The organism is Planktomarina temperata RCA23 (assembly GCF_000738435.1).
Classification (GTDB): domain Bacteria; phylum Pseudomonadota; class Alphaproteobacteria; order Rhodobacterales; family Rhodobacteraceae; genus Planktomarina; species Planktomarina temperata.
In genome coordinates, this window is record NZ_CP003984.1 from 2,290,277 (window position 1) to 2,305,496 (window position 15,220).

General features: G+C 55.8%; 14 protein-coding genes. 4 read left to right on the top strand and 10 right to left on the bottom strand.

All coding sequences use genetic code 11. The annotated features are described in order from the left end of the window. Positions 1-2: 2 nt before the first annotated feature. From RCA23_RS10920 to trpS, 7 genes are all read right to left on the bottom strand, one after another. Positions 3-1,064 (bottom strand): ABC transporter permease, encoded by a 1,062-nt coding sequence (locus tag RCA23_RS10920; protein WP_044050346.1) that lies wholly within the window; start codon positions 1,062-1,064, stop codon positions 3-5. A 40-nt stretch (positions 1,065-1,104) separates the two neighbouring features. Then, a complete protein-coding gene (locus RCA23_RS10925; RefSeq protein ID WP_044050347.1) occupies positions 1,105-2,640 on the bottom strand; it encodes an ABC transporter ATP-binding protein in 1,536 nt (511 codons plus the stop codon). Positions 2,641-2,715: 75 nt separating this feature from the next. Further along, positions 2,716-3,714 carry a BMP family lipoprotein gene (locus RCA23_RS10930; RefSeq protein WP_044050348.1) on the bottom strand — a complete coding sequence of 333 codons (999 nt, stop codon included), beginning with the start codon at positions 3,712-3,714 and terminating at the stop codon, positions 2,716-2,718. A 186-nt stretch (positions 3,715-3,900) separates the two neighbouring features. Beyond that, a complete protein-coding gene (locus RCA23_RS10935; protein WP_169701396.1) occupies positions 3,901-4,332 on the bottom strand; it encodes a GNAT family N-acetyltransferase in 432 nt (143 codons plus the stop codon). Continuing rightward, entirely contained in the window at positions 4,322-4,885 is a 564-nt protein-coding gene (locus RCA23_RS10940; RefSeq protein ID WP_044050350.1) for a NifU family protein, read from the bottom strand. The genes RCA23_RS10935 and RCA23_RS10940 overlap by 11 nt, the downstream gene beginning before the upstream one ends. 88 nt (positions 4,886-4,973) lie before the next feature. Then, on the bottom strand, positions 4,974-5,429 hold the full coding sequence (locus tag RCA23_RS10945; protein ID WP_044050351.1) for a universal stress protein: 456 nt from the start codon (positions 5,427-5,429) through the stop codon (positions 4,974-4,976). Positions 5,430-5,585: 156 nt separating this feature from the next. Further along, entirely contained in the window at positions 5,586-6,602 is a 1,017-nt protein-coding gene (gene trpS / locus RCA23_RS10950) for a tryptophan--tRNA ligase (RefSeq protein WP_044050352.1), read from the bottom strand. Positions 6,603-6,675: 73 nt separating this feature from the next. On the opposite strand from trpS, the gene RCA23_RS10955 reads away from it, so the two are divergent. Continuing rightward, a complete protein-coding gene (locus tag RCA23_RS10955; protein ID WP_044050353.1) occupies positions 6,676-7,350 on the top strand; it encodes a rhomboid family intramembrane serine protease in 675 nt (224 codons plus the stop codon). An 11-nt stretch (positions 7,351-7,361) separates the two neighbouring features. Here RCA23_RS10955 and murJ read toward each other — a convergent pair whose 3' ends face one another. The 3 genes from murJ to RCA23_RS10970 are packed head-to-tail and all read right to left on the bottom strand — an operon-like array spanning position 7,362 to position 12,855. Beyond that, positions 7,362-8,897: a murein biosynthesis integral membrane protein MurJ gene (gene murJ, locus RCA23_RS10960; protein WP_044050354.1), complete on the bottom strand. Its 1,536-nt coding sequence runs from the start codon at positions 8,895-8,897 to the stop codon at positions 7,362-7,364. Beyond that, positions 8,894-11,662: a [protein-PII] uridylyltransferase gene (locus tag RCA23_RS10965; RefSeq protein ID WP_236631351.1), complete on the bottom strand. Its 2,769-nt coding sequence runs from the start codon at positions 11,660-11,662 to the stop codon at positions 8,894-8,896. The genes murJ and RCA23_RS10965 overlap by 4 nt, the downstream gene beginning before the upstream one ends. 2 nt (positions 11,663-11,664) lie before the next feature. After that, positions 11,665-12,855: a penicillin-binding protein activator gene (locus RCA23_RS10970; protein ID WP_044050356.1), complete on the bottom strand. Its 1,191-nt coding sequence runs from the start codon at positions 12,853-12,855 to the stop codon at positions 11,665-11,667. Between the two features lie 74 nt (positions 12,856-12,929). Here RCA23_RS10970 and rsmI point away from each other — a divergent pair, with 74 nt between their 5' ends. The 3 genes from rsmI (at position 12,930) to gshB (ending at position 15,209) form a co-directional block, all read left to right on the top strand. Continuing rightward, positions 12,930-13,799, top strand: a complete 870-nt coding sequence (gene rsmI / locus RCA23_RS10975; protein WP_044050357.1) for a 16S rRNA (cytidine(1402)-2'-O)-methyltransferase — start codon at positions 12,930-12,932, stop codon at positions 13,797-13,799. A 4-nt stretch (positions 13,800-13,803) separates the two neighbouring features. Continuing rightward, a complete protein-coding gene (locus RCA23_RS10980; RefSeq protein ID WP_044050358.1) occupies positions 13,804-14,172 on the top strand; it encodes a YraN family protein in 369 nt (122 codons plus the stop codon). Positions 14,173-14,270: 98 nt separating this feature from the next. Then, a complete protein-coding gene (gshB, locus tag RCA23_RS10985) occupies positions 14,271-15,209 on the top strand; it encodes a glutathione synthase (RefSeq protein ID WP_044050359.1) in 939 nt (312 codons plus the stop codon). Positions 15,210-15,220 lie beyond the last annotated feature (11 nt).

The following is a 15,220-nucleotide window of genomic DNA, read 5'->3' on the forward strand; positions in this document are numbered from 1 at the left end:
TTCTATCCCCCCCGCCGCAGGCTTAAAAACAAGCGCTCAAGTGGGCGGCGCACCATTAAGGTCAAGGCGCCGGTGAACAAGATCACCAAGGCCTGGATCACCACGATCAACTCGCGCGGAATTTTTGTCCACAGCGCCAATTCCGCGCCGCCTTGGTACAAAAAGCCGAATAGCAATGCCGCGAGAAACACCCCAAGCGGGTGACTGCGCCCCATCAAGGCCACGGCGATTCCGATAAAGCCGGCCCCTTCGGTGAAGTTCAAAATCAACCGCTCACTTTCGCCCTGTGTTGTGTTGATGGCCATCATGCCGGACAAAGCGCCCGAGATCATCATGGCCACCATAATGATTTTCACCGATCCAATGCCCGCATAGCGCGCCGCCGGTTCTGATTTACCCATCGCGCGAATTTCATAGCCCAAAGGCGTGCGCCAAATCAAAAACCAAACCAACACACAGGCCACCAGCGCAAGGAAAAAACTGACATTCGCAGGGGCGGCGCGAAACATTTTTTCGAAGCCCAAAAGCCCCGCCATATCCTCAAAGGTTGGCAAATGGGTGGCGGCTGGAAAGTTTGCTGTGGCCGGGTCCATGCTGCCCTTCGGCTTTAACGCGCCGACCAAGAAAAAGTTCAAAACCCCGGCTGCAATGAAATTGAACATGATTGTTGTGATAACAATGTGGCTGCCGCGTTTGGCCTGCAGATAGGCCGGAAGTCCCGCCCAAATCATACCGAAGAAGGCCGCACCAAGCGAAGCCCCGATGATGGCAAAGCTCCAATGGGGCCATGGGATGAACAGACACACCAGCGCCACACCAAGCCCGCCCATCGCGGCATGAAAAGCCACGGAGACCGCAAGCCCCGTGAAGATGAAATTGGTGGTATAATAGAGCATATAGCCCCAGCCCGAAGATCGCAGCAACGTGCCCTCAATCATGAGCTTAAGCGCGGCGACTGGGCTTTCACCGATCGCCAGGATCAGTAACGCCGACAGAAGCGCCGCGATGATCAGCGAAATCAGAGGGACAAGAACCACATCCGCCCATTTTGGCATTACACCCATAATTGCGCTCCACAGTTTTGCACGGCCTGTCGGTTCAAACTCACGCCGAGGCCTCCCCTGTCACACCGGCCATTAAAAGGCCAAGCTCTTTTTCATTGGTATCTGCCGGATCACGTTCACCCATGATCTGGCCATCAAACATCACCGCAATGCGGTCAGAGAGCGAGAGAATTTCATCCAGCTCCACAGACACCAGCAAGATCGCCTTGCCCTGATCGCGCAGCGCAACAATTTGTTGATGGATAAACTCAATCGCACCGATGTCGACGCCGCGTGTGGGTTGTCCGATCAAAAGCAAATCCGGGTTGCGCTCAATCTCACGCGCAAGAACAATTTTTTGTTGATTGCCGCCAGAGAAATTCTGGGCTGTCAAATTGGGATTGTGCGGGCGCACATCGAAGCGCTGCATTTTCGCGGCAGTTTCCGCCTTAATCGCCGCATTGTCCATAAAAAACCGATTGGCCTGATGCGCCGGGTCACGATGGTAGCCAAAAACAGCATTTTCCCAGGCCATAAAGTCCATGATCAGACCTTCGCGCTGACGATCCTCGGGCACATGGGCGATGCCATTGGCCCGCCGGGATTGCCCGTCACTGTCTGCGCCTGTCAAATCCAAGGCGGCACCGTTGACTTTCACCGAACCTGTGGCGGTTTGATAGCCACCCAAAACTTCCAGCAATTCAGACTGCCCATTGCCCGCCACCCCGGCGATGCCCAGAATTTCACCGGCACACAGTGAGAGGCTCACATCCTTCAGCCGCGCGACCCCAGCATCATCCACCACATTCAGACCGCTGATCTCCAGCACTTGATGTTTGGGCTGCGCTGGCGTTTTATCCACCCGCAGCAAAACCTTCCGCCCAACCATCAGTTCCGCCAAATTTTCAGGGCTTGTTTGTGAGGTCTTCACCGTCGCCGTCATCTCACCGCGCCGCATCACGCTCACCGTATCGGTGATATCCATAATCTCCCGCAGCTTATGGGTGATGAGAATGATGGTTTTGCCCTCTTCGCGCAGCCGCCCCAAAATACGAAACAGCTGATCGGCTTCCGTTGGGGTCAATACGCCGGTGGGTTCATCGAGGATCAATATATTGGCCCGGCGGTACAGCGCTTTGAGGATCTCAACCCGCTGCTGCATACCCACGCCAATCTCCTCAATCACCGCATCTGGGTCTACGTTCAGCTCATATTCCGCAGCCAATTCCGCCAATTCCGCCCGCGCCTTGCGCAGGGAGGGCGCTAAGAAGGCTCCGCTTTCCGCACCAAGGACGATATTTTCAAGAACGGTGAAATTCTCAACCAGTTTAAAATGTTGGAACACCATGCCGATCCCGGCAGAAATCGCAGCTTGGCTGTCCGGGATCGCCGTTTTCTTGCCTGAGATAAAAATCTCGCCCGCGTCTGCTTTGTAAAACCCGTAAAGGATCGACATAAGGGTTGATTTGCCAGCACCATTCTCGCCGATAATACCATGAATGGTTCCAGGCATGACACGGATTGAGATGTCTTTATTGGCCTGCACAGGCCCAAAGGCCTTGGAAATGCCCTGTAATTCAATCGCTGGCTGGCTCATCAAAATCCCTTTGTCAACAAAGGCCGCGCCAACTCAATGGCGCGGCCTCTCAATCTTGGCCTGTTCGCAGGTCCTTTAGAAGGACAAGGCTGGGCAGGTTTCGTCGGAGGTATAGTCATGCACGGACAATGAGCCCGCAGTGATGGCCGCCGCCGCCGCCTCTACAGCGCTTTGCATATCTGCAGACACCAAAGATGCGTTGAACTCATCCAGAGCGTAGCCGACGCCACCATTGGCCACGCCCATTTGGAAATTGCCTGTTTCCAGCGCATCGCCTTGGCTGAAGGCTTCGTAAACCGCATTGTCCACGCGCTTCAGCATGGAGGTCAGAACCTTGCCGGGGTGCATGTAGTTTTGATTGCTGTCTACACCGATGGACAAAATGCCCTCATCCGCCGCGGTTTGCAAAACGCCAACGCCGGTACCACCAGCCGCAGCAAAGACCACATCCGCACCTTGGCTGATCTGCGCTTTGGTCAGCTCAGAGCCTTTTACCGGATCATTCCAAGCGGCCGGGGTTGTGCCGGTCATATTGGCAATGATTGTTGCATCGGCATTAACCGCCTTCACGCCCTGCGCAAAGCCGCAGCCAAAGCGACGGATCAGTGGGATATCCATGCCACCAACAAAGCCGACAGTGCCCGTTTTAGAAGCCTGTGCGGCCAGCATACCGACAAGGTAGGAGCCTTCATGCTCGTTAAATCCAATGCCGCGCACGTTGGGCATGCTCAACCAGTTCACATCAATCACCGCAAACTTTGTGTCCGGATAATCTGGCGCGACTTTACCCAGCGCATCGGCGAAGGCAAAGCCAGCCATGACGATCGGATTAGAGCCAGCTTCCGCAAAGCGCCGCAAGGCTTGCTCGCGCTGGGCCTCATTTTGCAGCTCAATCTCGCGGAACGATCCGCCGGTTTCATCCGCCCAGCGCTGCGCGCCCTGGAACGCGGCCTCGTTGAAAGATTTGTCAAATTTACCGCCAAGATCAAAGATGATAGCAGGGTCAGCCAATGCAGCAGTGGCGCTCAAAGCCACAGCAGCAGCGCTGCCAAGAATAGTTTTCATAAAGCTCATAAGAGTCTCCCATAAATAGCGACAACCCAGCAGACAGAATCCTACGGGTCAAAAGCAAGCAGATCCTTCGATCATGACCAAATAAGCCCGTTCTGCCAAGGGAGCGTCAATATAAATTTATCCTTTTATTAAGAAAATCACAGTTGAAACCTGAAAGCTCCCCGAGGAGTTCAAATATAAAACAATTTAAGTCAGTGATTTACGAAGGATCAGCGCGTCGCATTGCGTGCCGTCGCGCCGCTGATAATAGCCTGATCGGCGGCCAACCTGCTCAAATTCTAAGCTTTTATAGAGCCCAAGGGCCGGCACATTGTCCGCGGCCACTTCCAAAAACACGGAGCGCGCGCCCAAAACTGCCGACGCCTCACAAAGCGACAGCATCACTTGCCGCGCCAAACCCCGCCTTTGCGCCTCTACGGCGCAGGCAACAGTAAGGATTTCAAGCTCATCAAGCACCAAACGTCCCATCGCAAAACAGCCTGGAACCGCCCGCACATGCACGCCGGGCTGCGCCATAAGATGTTGAAACTCATCTGCGGACCACGGGCGCGCATTGACAAAGGCAGAGCGGTGAATCCGCGCGAGATCTGCGGCCAAAACAGGCGTGTTAGGCGGCAACAGGGCGCACTTCGACCACTTCCGGGATATAATGGCGCAGCAAATTCTCTATGCCCATTTTCAGCGTCAGAGTGGACGAGGGGCAACCGGCACAAGCGCCTTTCATATGCAGGTAAACGATGCCCCGATCAAAACCGTGAAAGGTGATATCGCCGCCATCTTGCGCCACCGCCGGGCGCACGCGTGTGTCCAAAAGCTCTTTGATCTGCACCACAATGGATTCATCGGCGGCATCATAATCGCCCTGCGCGACTGCGCCAGATTGACCGTCTGTCAGCATAGGCGCGCCAGATTGGAAATGCTCCATAATCGCACCCAACAAAGCCGGCTTGATATGATCCCACTCCATGTCATCCGTTTTGGTCACCGTGACAAAATCAGAGCCCAAAAACACGCCCGTCGTGCCGGCAACTGCAAACAATCGCTGCGCCAAGGGGCTGGCAGAGGCGCTCTCGGCCGATGGGAAATCCGCCGTGCCCATGTCCATGACAGATTGCCCAGGCAAAAATTTGAGCGTTGCAGGGTTTGGGGTACTCTCGGTTTGAATGAACATGAAGCTGCCTTCCGGTTATCGTGCCGCAAATATGTGCTGCGGACCGTTCAATGTCAAGTTTTTAGAATTATTCTAACTATGGGCTACACTAGCTCAAAGCTTCTAATTGTTCTTTGCTTAAAGACCCCGGCACAATCACAATCGGCACGTCCAAACTGCCGGAAGATTTTGACAATTGGGTTACCAAGGGCCCTGGCCCTTTCCGATCTGTCGCCGCGCCCAACACTAGGATATCCACCTCGTCATCATCGCGAATTTGCGACAAAATTTCCGGCACGATCTCGCCCTCGCGAATCACCAGCTCGGGATCAACCCCGTGTTTCTCGCGCATCCACTTGGCAAAGACCTCGTAATGCGCCTCAATCCGCGCTCGGGCCTCTTCGCGCATAATTTCTCCGACACCGATCCAATGATTGAACTCCTCAGGTGGAATCACCGCGAGAATTTCCACCCGCGCACCGGTGTTTTGCGCCCGCATGGCCGCAAAGCGCATCGCGTTCAAACATTCGGTGGAATTGTCCAGCACAACCATAAATTTACGCATCACAGGCCTCCATTCGATCCGCATCATGCCCGGAGCCGCGCCCGCCCGCAACGCCAAATTGCGACAGCTATAAAATATTTAACCTATTGCCCCAGGCGGTTTGCAGCCCAAAGCCCCGAACCCCGCGGGCACACACCAGGGCGCAAATTCAGAGCCCTAGCGCAACATCCCGACGATATCGTAGGTTTGTTGCAAGATCGGAGCGGCCAAAGCCCGGCCACGTTCAGCGCCGCGGGCCAAAATACGGTCAATCTCATCGGGTTCTTGCATCAGGCGCGACATTTCGCCGGAGATCGGCGCCAGCTTTGAGACGGCCAAATCTGCAAGCTTTGGTTTGAATGCGCCAAATTGCTGCCCGGCAAATTCATCAATCACCGCCTGCGGTGTCATCTCATTCAGCGCAGCGTAGATATTTACCAAGTTGCGCGCCTCTGGCCGGCCGTCCAACCCCTCGAGCGTTTCCGGCAATGCTTCGGCATCGGTTTTCGCCTTTTTGATTTTCTTGGCCAAAGCATCCGCATCATCGGTCATATTCAAACGGCTCATATCGCTGGGATCAGACTTGGACATTTTCTTTGTCCCATCGCGCAGGCTCATAACCCGCGTCGCCGCCCCCTCAATCACCGGTTCGGGAATTGGGAAGAAATCCACACCAAAATCATTGTTAAACTTCGTCGCAATATCGCGTGTCAGCTCGAGATGCTGCTTTTGATCTTCGCCCACGGGAACATGGGTGGCGTGGTAGATCAATATATCCGCCGCCATCAAAGCCGGGTAGCCAAAAAGACCAAGCGAGGCATTCTCACTATTCTTGCCCGCCTTGTCTTTCCACTGTGTCATGCGCTTCATCCAGCCCATGCGCGCCACGCAGTTGAAAATCCAGCCCAGCTGCGCATGTTCTGGTACCTGGCTTTGATTGAACAAGATTGATTTTTCAGGATTAATGCCAGCGGCTATGAAGCCGGCGCAGAGCTCGCGCGTGTTGCGGCGCAGGTCCGCTGGATCTTGCCAGACTGTGATCGCATGCAAATCAACCATGCAATAGACAGTTTCAAATCCGCCATTCTCTTGCATATCCACAAATCGCTTCATCGCGCCCAAGTAATTGCCCAAAGTCAGCCCACCTGAGGGTTGGATTCCTGAAAATACGCGCGGAATAAACTTTTCGGTCATGAGGGCCTCGGCTCTAGAATTCAGTCTTCACATCGCATAATGAGCAAGGTCGAAGCCGTCAAGGAAGCACAGCATGTCCGACTCCCCTCCCCCCGCCGTCAATCCCCTACCGCCCGCGGTGATTGTCCTGTTTTTGGCGGTGGTCATCGGCGAGGCCTATATCGCCGGCGCCGAGGCGCAGCTTTGGGGTCAATTTGATGCCCGCATCGGCCTCATAAGGCAATTTGCCTTCCTCCCTGAGGGGTTTGAACGGGCCGTATCGGCTGGTATTTGGCAGCCCGAATTATTTTGGCGCATGCTCACCTATCCCTTCGTTCATGACGCCGTTATGCAGTCCATTTTGGCCTCGGTATTGATTTTGGCCCTGGGAAAATTCGTGGGCGAGATCCTGGGCAACACGGCTGTGTTCGCGATTTTCGGCATCTCTTCGGTATGCGCCGCCCTTGGATACGCCCAGTTCACCTCAAGCACATATCCGCTCTTTGGCGGCCACCCGCCGGCCTATGGGTTGATCGGCGGCTTTAGCTTCGTGCTATTTAGCCGTGCGGAGGGCCTGCTCAGCCACCAATTGCGCGCCTTTCGCATGCTCGGGCTTTTGATGGCAATCAACATCAGCTTTTCCTTGTTCAGCAGCGGGCAGACGCTTTGGGTGGCGGAGCTATGTGCCGCCGTGGCGGGCTTTATCTCCGCCGCGTTGATCCAGCCGGGCGGGCTTGCCAGCCTGGTGGCGAAGTTTCGGCGTCATTGATCCATTGCCAATCAGTCCGCCCGGCGGATCATTTGCCGCAATTGCGCAAGGCTAAAGGCCCCAAGTAGGCGACCGGCCAGCGCGTAGCTGAGCCCCGCCACCCCTAAAATCACTGCCAGACCCAGCAGCCGTAGACCGGCCATTTGCAAGACGGGTTCCAAAGCGCGGGCCGTGATCCAAACCACTGCGCCCATCACCAGGCTGGCCAAAAGAATGCGGAACGACCTTTTGCGCAACTGCGCATCCCAGCTTGCCGCCGCACCAAAACGCCGCGCCCCCCACCACAGGCAAACCAGCATGGCCCAGCCGGCACAAGTTGCCCCATAGGCTGCCGCCGTAAACCCGATATATCGGCTCAAGCCGATTGCCACCACGGCATTAACCACCAATGCAACAAGGGCAAAGTTAAATGGCGACCTTGTGTCTTCCCGGGCGAAAAACACCGGCTGATAGAGCTTTTGCAACACAAAGGCCGGCAAGCCCAATCCGTAAATCGCAGTGGCCAGGGCTGTGGCTTGGGTATCACTGGCCACAAATGCCCCTCGCTCGAACAATACCGAGACCAATGCCGAAGGGATCACAACCAAGGCCACCGTGCAAGGAATGGTCAAAAGCAAAGACAGCTCGGCTGCGCGGTTGAAGGCCTCTTGCCCGCCCGCCTCATCGCCAATACGCAACCTCCGTGACAGATCCGGCAGGAGCACAATGCCAATGGCAACCCCCACCACACCCAGTGGCAGCTGATACAACCGATCAGCATAATAGAGCCAGGCATTGGCTCCTTCAAAATAACTGGCAATCTGCCGACCCACCAGCAAGTTGACCTGCACAACCCCGCCGGCCAGCGCGGCAGGGGCTGCGATCATCGCCAAACGCTTGAGCTCGGGCGTCATTTTCGGCCAGCGCGGCAACAGCCGAAACCCCGCCCGGAGCGCCGCAACCCAGAGCACGGCCAGTTGCGCAATCCCCGCCAAAGGCACGCTCCACGCCAGGGTTAAACCGATATCCCAGCCCAACCACTGCGCCGCAAACAGCGCCAAAATAAAGCAAATATTCAGTAAAACAGGCGCAGCCGCAGCTGCCACAAACCGCCCCGCTGAATTGAGCACACCCGAAATCAAGGCGGCGAGCGAGATGAAAAGAATGTAGGGAAAGGCAATTCGGCCAAACACCACAGTTAGATCAAAGCGTGCATCGCCGACAAAACCGCTTGCCATGGCCCAAACCAAATAGGGCATTGCCAGCATCGCAAGCGCGTTCAGCACGATAAGCACAAGTGCCAACATCGAGAACGCGTCCCGAGCAAACTCCAGCGGCCCATCACCCGAGGCCAGCTTCTTTGAAAACATCGGTACGAAGGCGATATTAAACGCCCCTTCGGCGAAAAACCTACGAAACAGATTGGGCAGAGAAAAGGCCAGGAAAAACGCCTCTGCCACCGGAGAGGCCCCAAGAGCGCCCGCAATCAAAACATCGCGCAAAAACCCCATGACACGCGACACCAAGGTCCAAAACCCGACCGTAAAGACCCCCCGCATCATCGTCATGATAGCGCCCTCGTCGCGCCTTGCTTCAAAGCATCCCGCAGTTTTTGCTCCAAACTGTCCCGCTTGGCCTTGGAATGCAGCTTCAGCCCGAACATGTCTTTGACGTAGAATGTATCGACCACCTGTTCACCATAGGTGGCAATCACCGCGCTGGAAATATTCACATTGGCCGCGGCCAGCGTGCGGGTCAGGTCATAAAGCAGTCCGAGGCGGTCGCGTGTATCAACCTCAATGATTGTGTATATTTCAGAGCCTTCATTGTCGAAACTGATCGAGGTGGGCACTTGAAACGCCCGCTCACGTTTCTTGATTTTATCACGCGATTGGATGGCCTCACGGGCCACAAGCGTGCCTTGCAAGGTCTCGTTAATCATCTTTTCCAACCGTCCAAGTCGCAGGTCCTCATAGGGGTGACCTTCCGCATCCTGCACCCAAAAAACCGCGGTGGCGTAGCCGTCTTTGCTGGTGAAGGTGCGCGCGTCGACCACATTCGCCCCGCTCAAGGCCAAAGCGCCACAAATCCGGCTAAACACCCCCGGGTGATCCCCCATCGCAAAGCAAATTCGCGTTGCGTCGCGATCTTCATCGGGCTGCAAATCCATACGGATTTCGTCTTCTGGAATATCCAGAAGCAGCCGGGCAAAAATTTGATGCGCCGTGACATGCAGACCTTGCCAATAAGGCGGGTAATGGCGGTTCGTCTCATGCCGCAGCGCCGCTTTGGACCAATCGGGCAGCGCCTTACGCAGGTTTTTCTTCGCCTCGGTGCCGCGGTTTTCTCGGTTGAGATCTTCCAGCCCGGTCTCCAGAGCCTTTTTCGTTTGCCGGTACAACGCTCGGATCAGCACGGCTTTCCAGTTGTTCCACACCCCGGGGCCCACACCTGAAATGTCACAGACGGTTAAAACCGTCAGAAGATCCAGGCGCTTAACCGATTGCACCGCCTTGGCGAAATCACGCACCGTGCGCGGATCTGCAATATCACGTTTTTGCGCCATATCGGACATCAAAAGATGATGCCGGACGAGCCACTCGACCGTCTCCACCTCACGCGGCTTGAGCCCCAAACGCGGCGCAACTTCACGGGCGATTTTCGCACCGAGCACCGAATGATCTTCGGGCCGCCCCTTGCCAATATCATGCAGCAGAAGGGCCACATAGAGCACTTTTCGGTTCAGACCCTCGGCCAATATTCCGCTGGCGACCGGCAGCTCCTCTATCAATTCCCCACGCTCAATCGCAGCCAGATGGCTGATCGTTTGAATGGTGTGCTCATCAACCGTGTAGGAGTGATACATGTTGAACTGCATCATCGCGACAATCGGTTCAAAATCCGGAATAAATGCCGCCAAAACGCCCAGCTCATTCATGCGGCGCAATCCCCGCTCAGGATTGCCATGTTTCAGCAGAATGTCGATAAAGATACGAATAGCCTCATCCGACTTGCGCATTGATCCATCTATCAAATGCAGGTTCGCCGACAAAAGCCGCATGGCATTCGGATGGATCAAAAGGCCCGTGCGCATAGCCTCTTCAAAAACCCGAAGCAGGTTCATTTTATCTTGTAAGAACGCATCCGGATCGGCAATGGCCAGCCGGTTTTGCAACACAGAAAAACCCGGCTTCAACTTTGGCTTTCGGCGCAACACACGCAGCAAAACAGGCTCCTTCTTCACCTGCGCAGCCTCAAGAGCGGTCAGGAAAATGCGAGTCAATTCCCCCACTTTTGTCGCATGGCGAAAATAGGCCTGCATGAAATGCTCCACCGCGCGCCGCCCGCCGCGGTCGCGATAGCCCATCGCCTCGGCAACCTCGACCTGCAACTCAAAGGTCAACTGGTCCATCGCGCGATTGGCAATCAAATGAAGATGACAACGCACCGCCCAAAGAAAATTCTGCGCGGCCTCAAATGTGGCGAATTCCTCGGCGCTGAACACGCCGGCTTCAACCAATTGCTCGGCATGAAATACCCCGTTGATGTATTTTTCGATCCAATAAAGTGATTGCAGATCGCGCAGCCCGCCCTTGCCCTCTTTGACATTCGGCTCCACCATATAGCGCTGGCCGCCCTGCTTGAGATGGCGCGCATCCCGTTCCGCAAGCTTGGCTTCGGTAAATTCGCCTGCGGTATCTTTAAAGAGCTTTTCTCGAAGCTGGGTTTGAAGCTGCTGGAACACCTCTTGGTCACCAAGTAAGAACCGCATCTCAACCAAAGATGTGCGAATAGTGTAGTCTTCCCGGGCCAGGCGCAGACAATCCCGGATCGTGCGGCTGGCATGACCCACTTTAAGGCGCAGATCCCAAAGCACATAGAGCAAACTTTCAATCACACTTTCGGCCCAAGCGGTCATCTTATAGGGGATAACGAAGAGCAAATCGACATCTGAGAATGGCGCCATGCCGCCCCGACCATAGCCCCCCACAGCCACAATCGCCAATTGCTCAGAGGTGGTCGCAACTTGCCGGGGATGCATATAGCGCAGTGCCGCATCATAGGCTGCCGCCACCGCACAATCGGTCAAATAGCAATAGCTCATCGTCGCGGCCTGCGACGCGAAAGGCGCCGCCTTGAAGGCCGCCGAAATCCGCTCCAGCCCTGCAGCACGGCTCTGGCGCAGAATGCCCACCACAGCCCCGCGGATCGCCGCCGCATCACTGAGATCTGCCACCGCGCGGTCAATCTGGGCGGCAACATCCTCGCGATCAAAGATGTCAGACGCCTCGACAATGAGATCCGAGGGCGCGCGAAGCTTGGACAGTTCCAAGCCTAAAATCCGATATTGGAAAAGCTGCCCGGAGCTGGCGACAACACAACGACTTTATTGCCTTCAATGGTGGCCACCGCCAAGCCGCGTTCAACCGTGCCATCATCGCGCAAGCGGAAAATGCCTGCCGCGCCCTGAAAACCGCTGCTTAAGGTCAATCCCCGCCGGTTCAAAGCATCTCGGTTGCCCGTGGCCACTGAGGCGCCCACTGCCGCCACGCCATCATAGGCAATGGCCGCCAATGGATGCGGCGCGCGGCCATAGACGGTTTGAAAGCGCGCATTGAATTGTTCGCTGCGCACAGGGCTTGGCATGGCGAACCATCCCCCCTGAATAGCCGGTAAATGAAAGGCGGAGGGCAAAGCGTCCCACTGCGCCAAACCGGCATATTGCACCAGCTGCGGATCCACTCCCGCCTCTGGCAGCAATTGCGCGATCAAAGGCAACCCGCCGTCATAATCGGCGGTTAGAAACACGATATCGGCGTCTATGACTTCATTGCGTTCAGCCACTCGGCTCATCGCATCCACCAAGTCCTGTTGCGTAAATTCATACCCCTCTACACCGGCCACGAAACTGCCTTGCTCTTCCAAGGCCCGCTCGAGGGCATCGCGCCCAGCCTGCCCCGGCACCGTGTTGGCATGTACCAAAAGCGCCCGTGTTTTTCCTTGCTCATATGCATAAGCAGCCAAATGCTCGGCCGTGTTCTGAAACGTATGACCCAAGACATAGACATTGCCACCGGCAATCTCGACATTATTCGATAGGGACAAAACACTCACGCCGCTGCCGGCAACCGCCAGACCCGCCGCATTGGCTGCGCCCGCAAAAAGCGGACCGACAATCACCTGCGCGCCTTCTTGTACCGCAAGCTGAGCCATTTCGGCCGCCTGCGGCTCAAGCCCGGCCGTGTCATAGACTTGCATCTGCATTTCAACCCGGCCTTTAAGATCCGCCATGGCCATGCGCGCCGCTTGCTCTGCAAAAAGCGCCAATTCCTGCACCCGCTCATTCGTCGCTGTGAGCGGCAAGAGAACCGCGACCTGCACCGTCTTGCTGCCATCAAGCCGGAGGCCACCGCCTGACATTGGCCCGCCAGAGGGCGCAACACAAGCCGACAGAAGCATCGAAGCACAGAGCGCCAATACAGCCGCGCCGCGAAGATGCGACATTGATGGGATTAGAAAATTCATAGTCAAAGCGCCCTTCAGAGATTGGTAGACCTGTGTTAAGTGCAGTTTATTGCAATCCGCAAAGGGGTCCAGAGGTGAATCATAATTTGATTAAGTTGGAGCCCGGCTTATACCTTGTGGCAACACCTTTAGGCTCAGCGCGCGATATTACGCTGCGCGCGCTTGATATTTTAGCCTCTGCGGATGTATTGGCCGCCGAAGATACCCGGACAGCCCGAAAATTGCTGGACATTCATGGCGTGCCCTTGGCCGGGCGGCGAATCATTGCCTATCACGATCACAGCCAGGCCAAGGACCGCCAGAAACTGCTCCAGCATGTCGTGGAGGGTAAGTCCGTTGCCTATGTTTCAGAAGCCGGCACGCCGTTGATCGCCGATCCCGGCTATCAACTGGTCGCCGATGCCCGGCGCGAGGGGTTAACCATCCTATCGGCGCCGGGACCTGCGGCCTGTATCGCCGCTCTGACTGTGGCCGGCCTGCCGACGGATCAATTTCACTTCGCCGGTTTTTTGGCACCGCAACAAGTGGCCCGCCAAAAGCAGCTGGCGGAACTTATGGCTCTGCGCGCAACCGTTGTTCTGTATGAATCCCCCAAACGGCTGGCCGCGCTTCTGGCCGATATCGAAACGACCGGCGGAACGGCGCGGCCTGTGGCGGTCTGCCGCGAATTAACCAAGAAGTTTGAAGACGTCCAAAGCGGGCCAGTTGAGAGCCTCCGCGCATTCTACGCTGAAACCCCCGCCCGCGGCGAAATTGTAGTGCTGATTGGCGCGGGACAAGAGGCCAAAGTTGACAAAAGCGATCTTGAGGCGGCGCTTGTTCATGCAATGTTAAATCTTCGCGTGAAAGATGCAGCAGACGCTGTGGCTGGCGCTTATGGCCTGCCGCGGCGCGATATCTACCAATTGGCCCTCAAATTACAGGCTGTGCAAACCGAAGAGTAACGCGATGTTTTACAAAGCTGCGCAAGGTACAACCAACCATCTGGCCGGACTGGCCGCTGAACACTCCGTGATCGCCGAATATGCTGGGCGCGCGCACCATGTGCTGGCCCATCGCTGGCGCGGCGACGCGGGCGAAATAGATCTTATTTTTGCCGATGGCGATGGGTTGATCTTCACCGAAGTGAAAAAGAGCCGGAGCCATGATGCGGCGCGGCGCAACCTAAGCCACAGGCAGCAAAAACGCCTCTACCAAGCCGCCACAGAATATCTTGCAAATACCGGCCGCTCTTTGGCCACAGAAATGCGCTTTGATGTGGCCTTGGTTGATGGGCAAGGCCATATTCAAGTGATGGAAAATGCCATGATCCAATAGGGTTTTGCCTAAGGGCCGCGACAGAAACAAATTGCCAAACCACGAGTGGGTCATTAATGAGTTCTAACCCGATCTGGGAACTTGTCTGAGGGACTCACATGTCAAAAAAAATCGCTTTTCAAATGGACCCGATGGAATCGGTCAACATTGATGCAGACAGCAGTTTTCATTTGGCGATGGAAGCCCAGGCGCGCGGCCACGAGATTTACTACCATACGCCCGACCGGCTCGCCTTTGAAAATGGCAAAGTCACGGCCAAGGGGCAAAAAATGCGACTTCGGCGCGAGCACGGCAACCATGTGGATCTTGGCCCGCTAGAGCATTTGGATCTTCACGCGTTTGACGTGGTTTGGTTGCGCCAGGATCCGCCTTTCGACATGGGATACATCACAACCACGCATTTGTTGGACCTTTTGAAATCAGATACTTTGGTCGTGAATGATCCGTTTTGGGTGCGCAATTACCCTGAAAAGCTCCTGATGTTACAATTTCCGGAGCTGATCCCTCCGACCACAATTGCACGAGACTTGGACACGCTCAAAGCGTTCCGCGCGCAACATGGTGATGTGATTGTCAAACCGCTTTATGGAAACGGTGGCGCCGGCGTGTTTCGTCTCACTCCAGACGATCGCAACATCGCCTCATTGCATGAGCTCTTCACCGGGATAAATTCCGAGCCTCTGATCATCCAAAAATTCCTGCCCGCCGTCAGCAATGGCGACAAGAGGGTCATTTTGGTGGATGGTGAGGCGGTGGGTGCGATCAACCGCGTCCCCGCGGCCGGCGAGACCCGCTCAAACATGCATGTTGGCGGCCGGCCCGAAAAAATCGGCCTAACCGAGCGGGACCTCGAAATTTGTGCCGCCATTGGGCCCTTACTGCGCGAGCACGGCCAGATTTTTGTCGGGATCGACGTGATCGGCGATTATCTGACTGAAATCAACGTCACCTCCCCCACGGGCCTGCAAGAATTGCAACGCTTCGATGGGACAAATGTGGCTGGGTTGATTTGGGACGCGATTGAAGCGCGTCTGTGATCACTGATCTA

Coding starts and splice junctions, on each gene's coding strand:
- RCA23_RS10940 (WP_044050350.1), bottom strand. CDS start 4,885: ATGTTCATTCAAACCGAGAGTACCCCAAACCCTGCAACGCTCAAATTT.
- murJ (WP_044050354.1), bottom strand. CDS start 8,897: ATGACGATGATGCGGGGGGTCTTTACGGTCGGGTTTTGGACCTTGGTG.
- RCA23_RS10925 (WP_044050347.1), bottom strand. CDS start 2,640: ATGAGCCAGCCAGCGATTGAATTACAGGGCATTTCCAAGGCCTTTGGG.
- RCA23_RS10920 (WP_044050346.1), bottom strand. CDS start 1,064: ATGGGTGTAATGCCAAAATGGGCGGATGTGGTTCTTGTCCCTCTGATT.
- RCA23_RS10945 (WP_044050351.1), bottom strand. CDS start 5,429: ATGCGTAAATTTATGGTTGTGCTGGACAATTCCACCGAATGTTTGAAC.
- RCA23_RS10930 (WP_044050348.1), bottom strand. CDS start 3,714: ATGAGCTTTATGAAAACTATTCTTGGCAGCGCTGCTGCTGTGGCTTTG.
- RCA23_RS10980 (WP_044050358.1), top strand. CDS start 13,804: ATGTTTTACAAAGCTGCGCAAGGTACAACCAACCATCTGGCCGGACTG.
- trpS (WP_044050352.1), bottom strand. CDS start 6,602: ATGACCGAAAAGTTTATTCCGCGCGTATTTTCAGGAATCCAACCCTCA.
- gshB (WP_044050359.1), top strand. CDS start 14,271: ATGTCAAAAAAAATCGCTTTTCAAATGGACCCGATGGAATCGGTCAAC.
- RCA23_RS10970 (WP_044050356.1), bottom strand. CDS start 12,855: ATGAATTTTCTAATCCCATCAATGTCGCATCTTCGCGGCGCGGCTGTA.
- RCA23_RS10955 (WP_044050353.1), top strand. CDS start 6,676: ATGTCCGACTCCCCTCCCCCCGCCGTCAATCCCCTACCGCCCGCGGTG.